11 protein-coding genes are annotated in these 12,609 nt (G+C 71.5%); 1 reads left to right on the top strand and 10 read right to left on the bottom strand.

Features of this window, described 5'->3' with window-relative positions:
• Positions 1-570: 570 nt before the first annotated feature.
• The 6 genes from AB0M83_RS19815 to AB0M83_RS19790 form a co-directional block, all read right to left on the bottom strand.
• Complete coding sequence (locus tag AB0M83_RS19815; protein WP_086671261.1) at positions 571-915, bottom strand: RNA polymerase-binding protein RbpA; 345 nt, start codon at positions 913-915, stop codon at positions 571-573.
• A gap of 107 nt (positions 916-1,022) precedes the next feature.
• Positions 1,023-1,253, bottom strand: coding sequence for a preprotein translocase subunit SecG (gene secG, locus AB0M83_RS19810; RefSeq protein ID WP_086845181.1), 231 nt, complete (start codon positions 1,251-1,253; stop codon positions 1,023-1,025).
• 127 nt (positions 1,254-1,380) lie between these two features.
• Positions 1,381-2,166 (bottom strand): triose-phosphate isomerase, encoded by a 786-nt coding sequence (gene tpiA / locus AB0M83_RS19805; RefSeq protein WP_364518946.1) that lies wholly within the window; start codon positions 2,164-2,166, stop codon positions 1,381-1,383.
• Positions 2,166-3,380, bottom strand: a complete 1,215-nt coding sequence (locus AB0M83_RS19800) for a phosphoglycerate kinase (RefSeq protein ID WP_364518944.1) — start codon at positions 3,378-3,380, stop codon at positions 2,166-2,168. The genes tpiA and AB0M83_RS19800 overlap by 1 nt, the downstream gene beginning before the upstream one ends.
• A gap of 5 nt (positions 3,381-3,385) precedes the next feature.
• The gene (gene gap / locus AB0M83_RS19795; protein WP_364518942.1) at positions 3,386-4,387 is read right to left on the bottom strand and encodes a type I glyceraldehyde-3-phosphate dehydrogenase; all 1,002 of its coding nucleotides are present in this window, start codon (positions 4,385-4,387) and stop codon (positions 3,386-3,388) included.
• A gap of 387 nt (positions 4,388-4,774) precedes the next feature.
• Positions 4,775-5,953, bottom strand: a complete 1,179-nt coding sequence (locus tag AB0M83_RS19790) for a winged helix DNA-binding domain-containing protein (protein ID WP_364518940.1) — start codon at positions 5,951-5,953, stop codon at positions 4,775-4,777.
• 71 nt (positions 5,954-6,024) lie between these two features.
• Between AB0M83_RS19790 and AB0M83_RS19785 the strand changes: the two genes are divergently transcribed.
• Positions 6,025-6,669 (top strand): LysE family translocator, encoded by a 645-nt coding sequence (locus AB0M83_RS19785; protein ID WP_364518938.1) that lies wholly within the window; start codon positions 6,025-6,027, stop codon positions 6,667-6,669.
• Positions 6,670-6,721: 52 nt separating this feature from the next.
• Here the strand turns inward: AB0M83_RS19785 and AB0M83_RS19780 are convergent, their stop codons facing one another.
• The 4 genes from AB0M83_RS19780 to AB0M83_RS19765 form a co-directional block, all read right to left on the bottom strand.
• Positions 6,722-6,910 carry a hypothetical protein gene (locus AB0M83_RS19780; protein WP_364518936.1) on the bottom strand — a complete coding sequence of 63 codons (189 nt, stop codon included), beginning with the start codon at positions 6,908-6,910 and terminating at the stop codon, positions 6,722-6,724.
• Between the two features lie 90 nt (positions 6,911-7,000).
• Positions 7,001-7,327 (bottom strand): helix-turn-helix domain-containing protein, encoded by a 327-nt coding sequence (locus AB0M83_RS19775; protein ID WP_364518934.1) that lies wholly within the window; start codon positions 7,325-7,327, stop codon positions 7,001-7,003.
• Positions 7,324-8,112, bottom strand: coding sequence for a TIGR03620 family F420-dependent LLM class oxidoreductase (locus tag AB0M83_RS19770; RefSeq protein ID WP_364518933.1), 789 nt, complete (start codon positions 8,110-8,112; stop codon positions 7,324-7,326). The genes AB0M83_RS19775 and AB0M83_RS19770 overlap by 4 nt, the downstream gene beginning before the upstream one ends.
• Before the next feature lie 37 nt (positions 8,113-8,149).
• Positions 8,150-12,604: a hypothetical protein gene (locus tag AB0M83_RS19765; protein ID WP_364518931.1), complete on the bottom strand. Its 4,455-nt coding sequence runs from the start codon at positions 12,602-12,604 to the stop codon at positions 8,150-8,152.
• Between the last annotated feature and the right edge of the window lie 5 nt (positions 12,605-12,609).

The following is a 12,609-nucleotide window of genomic DNA, read 5'->3' as shown; positions in this document are numbered from 1 at the left end:
TGTGGCGGCCGGAATCCGCCGTTCGCGGCTTTCTTTGTCCGGAACTGTCGGTGTTCTCCCGTAGCGTGGAAAACGGGGGCTGCTCAGCCGCGGGAAGGCGCGAACGCCCCGGGAAGGCCTGTGCGCGCACTCCGACGGCCGGCTCACGTACCTGGAGAGTCGACTCCTGTACCTGGACAGTCCGCCCACGTACTTGAAAGGTCGGCTCGCATACCCAGAAGCTCGGCTCGCGCATCCAGCCAGTCGGCTCGCGTACCTGGAGAGTCGGCTCAGGTGCCCGAAAGGTCGGCTCGCGTATTCCGAGGGTCAGCTCGCGTACTTGGAGAGTCGGCTCGCGTATTCCGAGGGTCGGCTCGCGTACCTAGACAGTCGGCTCGCGTACCTGGAGGGTCGGCTCGCGTGTCTGGAGGGTCGACTCGCGTGGTTGGGAGGTCGACTCGCGTGATTGAGCAGTCGGCTCGCGTGATCGGAGCGTCGACTCGGTGGTGGCCTCGAATACCTGGATCGGCTGGCGGAAAGCGCGAAAAGCCACCCCGGGGTTCCCGGGGTGGCTTTTCGGCCGGCGAACGCTTAGATGATCTCCCGGCGCTGGCGCAGGCGCTCGAGGGCTTCGGCCAGGATGGCCTCGCCGTCGGCGTCGCTGCGTCGCTCCTTCACGTACGCCAGGTGCGTCTTGTACGGCTCGGTCCGTGGTGCGGCCGGCGGGTTCTTCTCGTCCTGCCCGCCCGGGAGCCCGCAGCGGGGGCAGTCCCACTCGTCGGGGATCTCCGCGTCGAGCGCGAACGACGGCCGGGCTTCGTGGCCGTTGGCGCACCAGTAGCCGACCCGGCGCCGTGGCGCCGATTCACCTCGCTCGGATTCGCCCGTAGGACCGGCACCCACCCTGGTGCCTCGAATCGCGTTACCGCCAACCATGAATCCTCACACCTAGGAATCGGCGGCGCGCCCCCCAATAGGCACGCCGAATCGCTGCGCCCTGCCGTCGTGACCCGGTCGCGATCGACGGTGGGGCGCCGGACGCCTCACACCTTGAGCAGCAGACCCAGGCCCACGATGCTGATCAGCCAGACCGCGCCCAGCAGCAGGGTGATGCGGTCGAGGTTCTTCTCGGCCACGCTCGACCCCGCCAGGCTCGACTGCATCCCGCCGCCGAACAGCGACGACAGGCCACCACCCCGGCCCCGGTGCAGCAGCACCGCGACCACCAGGAAGACACTGGTGACGATCAACAGGATTTGCAGGAACAGCTTCATGTCATCCCTTGGGCTCTAGGTGAATGCAGGGGTACGGCATGGTCGTTTCCGACCACCACCGTACCCCTGGACTCGTCCACTGCTGTGTGACGGACCGGATACACAGGTTACCCGGTCGTGGCCTCGATCAGGGCAGCGGCCCGCCCGCGGCGAGTGCACAGAGTTTCGTGAACTCCTCGCCGTCGAGGCTCGCTCCGCCGACCAGGGCACCGTCGATGTTCTCGCAGCCCACCAGCTCGCTGATGTTGCCCGATTTGACCGATCCCCCGTAGAGCACCCGGACGGACGAAGCGATGTCGTCGCCGTACTTCTCCTGGAGGGTGGCCCGGATGGCCTTGCAGACCTCTTCGGCGTCGGCCGAGGAGGCGACCTTGCCGGTGCCGATCGCCCAGACCGGCTCGTACGCGACGACCACGTCCTTGACCTGTTCGGCCTTGAGGCCCTTCAGGCCTTCGATCAGCTGCGTCGTGGTGTGGTGGATGTGCTCGCCGGCCTCGCGGACCTCGAGCTTCTCCCCGATGCAGAGGATCGGCGTGATGCCGTGCTTGAGCGCGGCCTTGACCTTCTTGTTGACCAGCTCGTCGGTCTCGGCGTGGTATTCGCGCCGCTCCGAGTGCCCGACGGCGACGAACTTGCAGCCCAGCTTCGCCAGCATCAGGCCCGAGATGTCGCCGGTGTAGGCGCCGGAGTCCTGCGGCGCGATGTCCTGGGCGCCGTAGGTGAGGGACAGCTTGTCGCCGTCGACCAGGGTCTGCACACTGCGGATGTCGGTGAACGGCGGCAGCACCGCCACGTCGACCTTCGCGTAGTACTTCTCCGGCAGCGCGAAGGCGATCTTCTGGACGAGCGCGATCGCCTCGAGGTGGTTCTGGTTCATCTTCCAGTTGCCGGCGATGAACGGCTTGCGTGCCACTAGTTCTTCTCCTCCAGGGCGACGACGCCCGGCAGTTCCTTGCCTTCGAGGTACTCGAGCGAGGCCCCGCCTCCGGTGGAGATGTGCGAAAAGCCGTCCTCGGGCAGGCCGAGCTGACGGACGGCCGCCGCGGAGTCGCCGCCGCCGACGACCGTGAACGCGTCGCTCTTCACGAGCGCCTCGGCCACGGCACGCGTGCCGCCGGAGAACGCCTCGAACTCGAACACGCCCATCGGGCCGTTCCAGAACACGGTCTGCGCGTCGGCCAGCTTGCTCGCGAACAGCGAGCGCGAGCGCGGGCCGATGTCGAGACCCTGGCGGTCGGCCGGGATCGCGGTGGCGTCGACGACCTCGTGCTCGGCGTCGGCCGCGAACTCGGTGGCGGCCAGGACGTCGACCGGCAGCACCAGTTCGACGCCGCGCTTCTCGGCCTCGGCGAGGAAGCCCTTCACCTGGTCGAGCTGGTCGGCCTGCAGCAGCGACTGGCCGACCTCGTGGCCCTGGGCCTTGAGGAACGTGTACGCCATGCCGCCGCCGACCAGCAGCCGGTCGACCTTGGTCAGCAGGTTCGCGATGACGCCGAGCTTGTCGGACACCTTCGCGCCGCCGAGCACGACCACGTAGGGCCGCTGGACGTCGTCGGTGAGCTTCTTCAGCACGTCGAGCTCGGCCAGCACCAGGCCACCCGCGTACGCCGGGAGCACCGAAGCGACCTCGTAGACCGAGGCCTGCTTGCGGTGCACCACGCCGAAGCCGTCGGAGACGAACGCGCCGCCCGGGACGAGTGCGCCCAGCTCGGCGGCCAGCTCGGAGCGGTCCACGGCGTCCTTGCTGGTCTCGCGCGCGTCGAAGCGCACGTTCTCCAGCAGGACGACGCCGCCGTCGGCCAGGGCTCCGGTCAGCGCCTTGGCCGACTCGCCGACCAGGTCACCGGCCAGCGCGACCTCGGCGCCGAGCAGCTCGGAGAGCCGCTTCGCGACGGGCGCGAGGGTGTACTTCGGGTCCGGCTCGCCCTTGGGGCGGCCGAGGTGCGCGGTGACGACGACCTTCGCGCCCGCGTCGGCGAGCTTCTTGATCGTCGGCAGCGCGGCGCGGACCCGGCCGTCGTCGGTGATGCGGTCCCCGTCGAGCGGGACGTTCAGGTCGGAACGCACGAGTACGTAGCGGCCCTGAACGCCTTCGCCCAGCAGGTCGTCGAGGTTCTTGACGGTCATCCGGCTCAGAGCTTCGAACCGACGAGCTTGATCAGGTCCGCGAGGCGGTTGGAGTAGCCCCACTCGTTGTCGTACCAGCCGACGACCTTGACCTGGTTGCCGATGACCTTGGTCAGCGGCGAGTCGTAGATGCAGGACGCCGGGTCGGTGACGATGTCCGAGGACACGATCGGGTCGACCGAGTAGCGCAGGATGCCGGCGAGCGGACCATCGGCGGCGGCCTTGTAGGCGGCGTTGATTTCGTCGACCGTGGCGGCCTTCTTCAGGGTCACCGTGAGGTCGGTGGCCGAGCCTGTCGGCACCGGGACGCGCAGCGCGTAGCCGTCCAGCTTGCCCAGCAGCTCCGGCAGCACCAGGCCGATCGCCTTGGCGGCACCGGTCGAGGCGGGCACCACGTTCAGCGCGGCGGCGCGGGCGCGGCGGAGGTCCTTGTGCGGGCCGTCCTGCAGGTTCTGGTCCTGGGTGTACGCGTGGATCGTGGTCATCAGGCCCTGCTCGATGCCGAAGGCGTCGTTGAGGACCTTGGCCAGCGGGCCGAGGCAGTTGGTGGTGCACGAGGCGTTGGAGATGATGTTCTGCGAGCCGTCGTACTTCTCGTCGTTGACGCCGAGGACGACGGTCAGGTCCTCGCCCTTGGCGGGCGCGGAGATGATGACCTTCTTCGCACCGCCGGCGATGTGCGCCTTGGCGGCGTCGGCGTTGGTGAAGAAGCCGGTCGACTCGACCACGACGTCCACGCCCAGGTCGCCCCAGGGCAGGTTGGCCGGGTCGCGCTCGGCGAGGGCCTTGATGGTCTTGCCGTCGACGACGATGCCCTCGTCGCTGACGCTGACCTCACCCGGGAACCGGCCCAGGATGGAGTCGTACTTCAGCAGGTGGGCCATCGTGGCGACGTCGCCGAGGTCGTTGAACGCGACGACCTCGATGTCGTGGCCGCTCGCCTTGACGGCGCGGAAGAAGTTGCGGCCGATCCGGCCGAAGCCGTTGACACCTACGCGAACGGTCACTGCTGCCACTCCTCTGAGGATCGGCCGGGGCATCCGGCCGTGACTTGCGGGCTCGCGGCAACCCTAGCGTGCGGGCATGCGCGTCCCTGACTGCCCTGACGAGACTTCCACCACTTGGCGAACGGGTCAAGAATCGATTAAGAAGCCGGGGCCGGAAGCGGGGTCGGGTTCACGTGATCGACACCTGGACCACGGCGGACCGGCGCGGCCCGCGATCCTCCTGTTTCCGCTGGGAGGACCGGGTACGCCCGAGGGGCCGAGTGGCGGCGTCGGCGAGCCACTGGAACGGTTCAGTGGATCACCCGGAACCGAGGCTTCCACGGGGGTCTCCGCGGGAGCCCGCGGGCGGTACGTGAGGTCGATGACTCGACCGATCCAGTGACCGGCTCATCCCGCCAGCTCCCGCTCCAGCGGCGTGCGGAACCGCGGCACCGCCCGGACCTCGCCGTACCACCCGGCGCAGCGCTCCACCTCCGCCTCGATCAGGGCCGATGCCTCGCTCCCGACGTCCTCCAGCAGCCGGAACGCGATCTCCCCCGACGCGCGCTGGGCCCAGCCGCCGACCACGCGGCCGCTCAGCCAGACCGTCGGGCCGATGTTGCCGCTGCGGTCGAACAGCGCCGGCCGGTGCGCGCCCAGGAACCAGTCGCGCTCCTGCCAGCCCATCGGGGTCGGGTCCAGCGCCGGCAGGAAGGCCACCCACGGCGGCGGCGACGGCACCGGCTCGAGGTCGTCCGGCAGCACCACTCCCGGCACGCCGTCGAGGTCGACCTCCGCCGGCTTCACCACAGCCAGGGCTTTCTTCGTCTGGCTCGCCGTCCAGCCCGTCCACCACCGCAGGTCCGAGACCGGCGCCGGGCCGTACGCGCGCAGCCAGCGCCGCGCCAGCTCGGCCCGCGCCTCCTCCGCGTCCCACGCCGGCAATCCGGGTACCCACTCGTCCAGGGGATGCCAGACGTACTGGGTGCTGATCCAGCTCCCACGCGGACGCCCGCGGACGATCCGGCCGGCCGCCGCGAGCAGGAACAGCACCCGGCTGGTGACGTTCCCGATCGCCTCGTACGGCTTCCCCGCCGCCATCAGCAGCTGCTGCCGCAACCGGGGCTCGTCCTCGCTGAGCTGCTGCGCCGTCGCCGAACCCCGGGCCCGCAGCGCCGCTTCGACCGACGCTTCGACGTCCCGCAGCCAGTTCGCGGGCTCCGGCACGTTCTCCGGGTGCCCCTGCTGACCGAGGTGCTGCTCCAGGAGCTTCCGCTGCTTGACTTCGATGTCGGCGGAACAGGCGGCCTGCACGAGCGCCGCCGTGTCCAGTCCGGTGACGAAGACCGTACGGCGCATGCCCAGCAGCCGCAGCAGGGTGCGTTCTTCGTACAAAGCCCGTTCCACCGCGGCGATCGCCGGGGAAGCGAGCCGCGCGCACGCCGAAAGGTGGACGGTCGCCGGGTCGGTGGCGTGCAGGGCGACGACCCCGGCCACGGCGTCCTCCACCGTGGCCGCGGGCGCGGCCAGGTGGTGCCGGACGGCGAGGCGGGCCCGGCGCTGCTGGGTGCTGATCTTCGGAGGCACCCGCTGTTGATACCACCCGGCACCGACAAAAACGCCTGGTCGCCCGGCCGGGGGCCGTTTACGCTCGCGGAATGGTCTCCGGTGCGCACTTCGCGGCCTTCGCCGCGCTGACGTTCCTCATGGTCGTGGTCCCCGGTCCGAGCGTGCTCTTCACCATCAGCCGCGCGCTCACGGTCGGGCGGCGCGACGCGCTGCTCACGGTCGTGGGCAACTCCGTCGGCGTCTACACGCAGGTCGTCGCGGTCGCGTTCGGCCTCGGCGTGCTCGTGACGACGTCGGCCGCGGTGTTCACCGCGATCAAGATCGCCGGCGCGCTTTATCTCGTGTACTTGGGCGTCCAGGCGTTGCGGCACCGCAGGAAGCTCACCGACGCGATGGCCGCGAAGGTGCCCGCCAAGCCCGGCCGCGTGCTGGCGGTGCTGCGCGACGGGTTCGTCGTCGGCTTCGCGAACCCGAAGTCGATCGTGTTCCTCGCGGCGCTGCTGCCGCAGTTCGCCGACCCGCGCGCCGGGTCCGTCGCGGTCCAGATGCTGCTGCTCGGCCTGTGCCTGCCGGCGATCGCACTGGCCACCGACTCCGCTTGGGCGCTGGTGGCGGGCACGGCCCGGGCGTGGTTCGCCCGCTCACCGAAGCGCCTGGAGGCGGTCGGCGGCACCGGCGGCCTCGTCATGATCGGCCTCGGCACCACCCTCGCCTTCACCGGCCGGGGTGACTGAGCACCAGCGATGCCGCGCTCGAAGGAAAGCAAGCCCTTGCCGCGGGAAGCGCCTACTCCTCGACGGCCCAGGACTTGAAGTGGTCCCGGATCTCCGTCAAGAGCAATGTCTGACGGCGGCTCTCGAGGAGCATCTGCTTGCGCCACACGATTTCACTCGTGTAGCCGCCGGCCTCGCCCCGCGTCAGCAACTCGTCGTCGGGCACCAACCCCATCGGGTGCTCTTTGCTGTTCCTGGCCATGAGTCTCCCTTTCGCCGGGCGTGCGGCCGTGGCTCTCGTGAAGGTCATCCTCGACCCTCGTCATGATCGGCCTCGGCACCACCCTCGCCTTCACCGGCCGGGGTGACTGAGCACCAGGTCCAGCAACCCCGGGAACGCCGCGTCGAACTCCGGGCGCCGCAAGCGGTTCAACCGCCGTGGGCCCGCGTCGCGCTGCTCGATCAAGCCCGCCGCGCGCAGTACCGAAAAGTGGTGGCTGAGCGTCGCCTTCGCCACCGGCAGGTCGAACGTGCCGCACGCCTTCGTCCACTCCGGGACCTCGGCGAGCGAGCGCAGGATGCTGCGGCGCACGGGATCGGCGACCGCGGCGAGGGCGTCCTGCAGGGACACCTCCGCCGGGACGACGTGCGTGAGCCCGCGGGCCCGGGCCGAGGTCACCGCAGGGCCTCCGCCAGCGCCGGCCACCACTCGCGGGGCAGGTCACCGGCCGGGACGACGACCTGGTCCGCCCCCGCTGCCCGGTACTCGCGCAGGCGCGCCACGACCGTGTCGAGGTCGCCGCGCACGGTGAGGCCGTCGACGAGCCGGTCCGAGAGGTCCGTGATGTCGGCGTCGGTGAAGCCCATGCGGCGGAAGTTGTTCGCGTAGCCGGGCATCCCGGCCAGGAAACGCAGCGAACCTTCGCGAGCCCGCTCGCGGGCGGCACCGGCGTCGGCCTCCGCGACGACGCTCAGCAGGACCACCAGCTGCTTGCCCGCGCCGAGGATCTCCCGCGCCGAGGCGACGTAGTCCGTCGTCACGAGGAACGGGTAGGCACCGGACGCGCGATCCCGGGACAGCTCCAGCATCTTCGGGCCCAGCGCGGAAAGGATGCGCTCGGACGCGGGGACCGTGTCGTCGAGCTCGTCCAGGTAGTCGTTCAGCGTGGCCAGCGGACGCGGGCCGTGGGCGCCGCCGAGGCCGACCACGAACCGCCCGGCCGGCAGGTCCGCGTACGCCCGCGCCACGTCGGCGGCGGGCACCCGGTCGACCGGCAGGATGCCGCTCGCCACCGGGATCTCGGCGGTCCCGTGGATCACTTCGGTGATCAGCGGCAGGTTGCTGCCCTGCCCGCCCGGCAGCCAGAGCGTCGCGTACCCCAGCTCCTCCAGCTCGGCCGCGACCGTGACGGTCTCCGGCCCGGTCGTGCCCAACGTGGCGCCCAGCGCCCCCAGGTTCGTCATGCGCCGGGCAACCACGGAACCGCGGGAGATGTTCCCGTCAGGCCGTCTGTTCGTCCTCAGCGGAATCCTGCTCGGCCGGCCGGCTGAACATCCGCGTCGCCGACAGCCGCGCGACGCCGTCCGGGTCGCCCAGGTCGTCCAGGGAGGTGCGGATCGTCGAGTCCACCGACAGGTACTTGCGACCGGCCCGCAGGTCGGCGTCGTTGCGCAGCCGCACGATCAGCGGGAACTCCGCCAGCGCACCCGCGTCGAACAGGCCCGTCGTGTAGATGAGCTGCACGCCCAGCGCCTCGGCCACCGCCCGCTGCAGCTCCAGCAGGTACCCGGCCGACGCGCGGCCGATCGGGTTGTCCAGGAACAGCACGCCCGAGTGCCGGTTGCGGGCCTTGCCGCGGTTGTTGGCCCGCAGCGCGGCGAGGGTGCAGTACAGGATGATCGCGGCCGTGAGCTGCTGGCCGCCGGAGAACACGTCGCGGATCTCCGAGACGCGCTGGCGTTCGGTCCGCAGCACCGAGTCCGGCTTGAGCATGTCGACGCGGAAGCCCTTGGGCGCCGCGGCCCGGACTCCGCGCAGCACCAGGGAAAGCCCGTCGCGCTTGACGTCGCGGCCGTCGGCGGTCTTGCCCACGGCGGCCTCGTCGACGACCTCGCCGAGCTTCTCGGCGAGTGCGTTGTCCTCCAGCTCGGTGAAGCGGATGCGGAGGAACTCCTGCCCGGACCAGTCGCCGAGGCCGTCGGGCAGCCGGGACACGCGCTGGGCGGAGCGCAACGTCCGGAGCGCGCCGTCCACCATGCCCTGCAGGCGCGTGATGATGCCGCCGCGGTGCCGGTCGATCTGCGCGAGGTCGTCGGTGAGCGACCGCAGCCGCGGCCGCAGCGCCTCGGCCCACTCGGCGGCGTGCGCGGGCAGCTGGTCGCGCTTGACCGAGATGACCTGCTGGCGCACCGGCGTGCTCAGCTTCTCGAACCGCTTTTCCGTCGCGTACTGCGCGAGCTGGTCGGCCGCCGCGCGCACCCGGCGGTCGCCCGCGTCGGCGGCTTCCTGGGCCTCGCTGAAGGTGGCGTTCAGCCGCGCGTGCTGAGCTCGCGCGGTCTCGACGTCGCCGTCGTAGGCCACCGCGTCCGTGTCGGTCACCAAGTGGGCCATCGACTGCGCGAGCAGCGAGAAGCCCGACGCCGAAGTGCGGGCCGACTCCAGCGTCGCTTCGGCCGCCGCCCGGCGTTCCTGCAGCTCTTCCCACTTCCGCGCGGCCACGGACACCTCGAGCCCGGCGGCGTCGATCAGCTCCAGGCCGTGCTCGATGTCGCGCGGCTTCTCCCCGTTGACGCCGTTTTGCAGCGGCAGCGCGTCCAGCTCGGCGCGCCGCGTCGAGACGAGCCCGATGGCTTCGGTGCGCTCGTCCTCCAGGCCGTCGACGACCCGGCGGGCGCGCGCCAACGCGGCCGCGCGGGCCGAGGCGTCGGAACCGTCCGGCGTCTCGAGCAGTTCGGCGGCACGGACCCGGACGGCTTCGTCGAGCGACTCGACGGCCGATCCCGCGGCGGCTTCGGCGGACTCGGCCTGCTCCAGCTCGGCCCGCAGGTCGCTGCCGACCTCGACCTTCGCGTACGACTCGGACGCTGACAAGTAGGTCCGGCGCAGCGCGTCGACGGGCTCGGCCGGCACCGGGCCGTCGGCCGCTTCGGCCGCGCCCGGGACCTCGGCCAGCTCGGCACGGGCGGTGGTCGCGGTGCGGCGGTGGCCGTCGGCGGTGCGCTGCTCCTCACCCGCCTGCTCGCGCAGCCGCGCGGCTTTGCCCGCGGCGTCGGCGGCCTGCAGGTCGGCGCGTTCGGCGACCTCGGTGGCGCGCTCGACGTCTTCGGTCCACTCGGCGATCCGCGCGCTGCGGGCCCCCAGCTCCCCGAGCCGTCGCGCTTTCTCCTCGGCTTCGGCCGCGGCCGCGCGCAGTTCCGGGACGCGCTCGCGCAGCGACGCGGCCTTTTCGCTCAACCGCGCGAATTCCGCGTCGGCCTGCTCCAGCGCCGTGCGCGCGGTCTCGCGCGCGGTCCGCGCGGCCTGAGCCTGCTCGGCGAGGGTAGCGATCGCGCCGGGCGGGTAGTCCTCGCGCCAGGTGGTGAGCTTCCACGTCAAGGCGCCGTCCGCGGACAGCTTGGCGGCCAGCGCTTCCAGGCGCCGCTGCCGCTCGGTGTGCCGGCGGGCCACGGCTTCCCGCTCGGCGTCGGCGGCTTCTTCGTCGTACATCGCGGGGTTCGGCGGCACGAGGAACTCGACGCCGGGTGCGGCGGGCACCTCGGCCAGCAGTGCTTCGGTGGTGCCGACGGCGATGGTCGCGGACGGCAGCAGCCGCCGCTTCGTGAGCACTTCGCGGGCGCGATCGACGTGCGCCGCGTCGTTGAGGAGCACGCCGGACACCAGCTGTGGCAGGCTTTCCAGCACTTCGGCGCGACGACCGGAGTCTAGTTTGGACAGATACCGCCAGCCGGACCACGCCGTGATCCCGGCTTCCTCCAAAACGTCCAGAGCGGCTTGGACGTCTTCCGGCGGCGGCAGCAGCCCACCCGAACCGAGGGCGGCCAGGGCCCGTTCGTCGGCGGACTCCTCCATCCGCAGCGCGGTCTGCTCCTTCTCGACGGCCGCGCTCGCTTCGCGCAGCCGCTCCAGCAGCACCGGCAGGTCGCTCTCCAACGCGACGTCGTCGGCGCCGAGCAGCTCGACCAGGCGGCTCTCGGCGGCGAGCGCGTCGGTGCGGCGATGGGCGCGGTCGAGGTCCTCGGTGGCGCGCTCGAAGCGGTCCTGGGTGGTGCCCGCCAGCTGGTGCGCCTCGTTCACGGCCCGTTGTGCCGCTTGGAGATCCGCCGCGACGCGGTCCAGCTCCTGCTCACGCCGGGCCAGCTCGGCGGACGCCGCTTCGGCGGCGCTTCGAGCGGCCCGCGAAGCCTCCGCGACGTCGGCACCCGAAGGCAGCAGCCCGGCGCGGACGGCGTTCTGGACCTCTTCGCGCAGCTCGGTGATCCGCGTGGTCAGCCCGCGGGCTTCGGCCCGCCGCCCGGCCGCGAGGTTCGCGGCCTCGTCGCGCTCGGTCTGGGCCTTTTCGGCCTCGGCCCGCAACGCACCCGCGTGCGCCTCGGCCTTGTCGGCCTGCCGCTGGGCGTCCTGCGCCAAGGCGTGCAACCCGCGGGCGAGCGCCGAAGCCGCGTCATTGCGCGCCTGCAGTGCGGGACGCGCCTTCTCCTCGCGGCTGCCGACGAGTTCGCGCAGGTCCTTCGCCTTGCGGGCCGCGTTGAGCTGGTTGAGCACGGTCGCGGTTTCGCGCCAGGCTTCGGCCGCGGTCTTGGCCTCGGCGAGTTCGGCGTCGACGCGCTTGCGGGCCTCCTGGGCCTCGTCCAGGCGCAGCACCGCCACCAGTCGGCGCAGTTCCGTGACCCCCGCGGCGAGCCTCCGGTGGTCGCCCTCGGCGAGCTTCTCCGCGGACTTGACCTCGGTGACGTGCTCCTCGAGCCCGGACAGCCGCGCGTTCTCCAGCTCGTCGCGCGCGACGACGCGCCCGGCCAGCTCCGCCATGGCGGCCTTGGCCGACTCGGCGATCTTCCGCGACTCCGCGGCGACGCCTTCCTCGGCGGCCAGCGGCCCCAGCAGGTCCAGCGCACCGGCCACGAAGTCGCGCTCGGACAACAGGTCTCCGCGCTGCGCGAGGTTGTGCGAATACGTCGAGACGACCTCGGCGAGGTCCTTCGGCTCGTCCTCGGAGATCACCGCCTTCAGCAGGAACTCGACGAACGCGTCGTCGGTGCCGAAGGCGAACGCGTCCGCCGCTTCCCCTTCGCCGGCGTTCATCGCCCGCTGGTACCGGAACAGCTCGGTGTCGAGGCCCAGCCCGTCGAGCCGGCCGGTCCACTCGTGGTGGCGGCGGGTCCAGGACAGTTCCAGCTCGGGTTCGGCCAGCTGGGCGGCGGCGAGCTTGTCGTGGAAGCCGGACATGGTGAGCAGCCGGCCGTCCTGGGTCATCGGCAGGGAGTCGAGCCCCAGCGCGGCGGTCGGGCGGAAGCAGTACCAGGAGTCGGCGAGGTTCTCGGAGTCGGCGGACACGACGTGCCCGCGCCATTCGGAGACCTTGCCGGTGATGATCCGGTGGCCGCTTTCGACGTGCAGCCACTCCAGCACGACGTGCGAGACGTCCTTGGCGGCGACGAACTTCTCGAGGACCTTGGTGCTCGTGGTGCCGACGACCTGGCGGCGGCCGGGCAGCATGACCGAGAAGATCAGCTTGATGAGGACGGACTTGCCGCCGCCGTTCTCGAGGAACAGCACGCTCGCCGGCGAGGGGCGGCGCAGCTCGGCCGGGCCGGTCGCGTGGATGCCGGCGCTGAACAGCGCGTCCTGCTGGGGTGCGGTGATCTTGGCGCCGACGCCGCTGAAGTCGAGCACGACGTCCTGGTACCGGGCGCCCGCCGGGCCCACGGAATGCAGGCGGACCCGCGAAAGCTCGTACATCGATT

Source organism: Amycolatopsis sp. NPDC051106 (genome assembly GCF_040682775.1).
Lineage (GTDB): Bacteria > Actinomycetota > Actinomycetes > Mycobacteriales > Pseudonocardiaceae > Amycolatopsis.
The sequence above is the reverse complement of the archived record's forward strand: the minus strand, read 5'-3'. Positions and strand labels throughout refer to the sequence as shown.

What these genes read in the sequence shown, in the direction of transcription:
- AB0M83_RS19815 (WP_086671261.1), bottom strand. Translation starts at nt 915, where the DNA reads ATGGTTGGCGGTAACGCGATTCGAGGCACCAGGGTGGGTGCCGGTCCT.
- AB0M83_RS19800 (WP_364518944.1), bottom strand. Translation starts at nt 3,380, where the DNA reads ATGACCGTCAAGAACCTCGACGACCTGCTGGGCGAAGGCGTTCAGGGC.
- AB0M83_RS19785 (WP_364518938.1), top strand. Translation starts at nt 6,025, where the DNA reads ATGGTCTCCGGTGCGCACTTCGCGGCCTTCGCCGCGCTGACGTTCCTC.
- AB0M83_RS19780 (WP_364518936.1), bottom strand. Translation starts at nt 6,910, where the DNA reads ATGGCCAGGAACAGCAAAGAGCACCCGATGGGGTTGGTGCCCGACGAC.
- AB0M83_RS19770 (WP_364518933.1), bottom strand. Translation starts at nt 8,112, where the DNA reads ATGACGAACCTGGGGGCGCTGGGCGCCACGTTGGGCACGACCGGGCCG.
- AB0M83_RS19765 (WP_364518931.1), bottom strand. Translation starts at nt 12,604, where the DNA reads ATGTACGAGCTTTCGCGGGTCCGCCTGCATTCCGTGGGCCCGGCGGGC.
- secG (WP_086845181.1), bottom strand. Translation starts at nt 1,253, where the DNA reads ATGAAGCTGTTCCTGCAAATCCTGTTGATCGTCACCAGTGTCTTCCTG.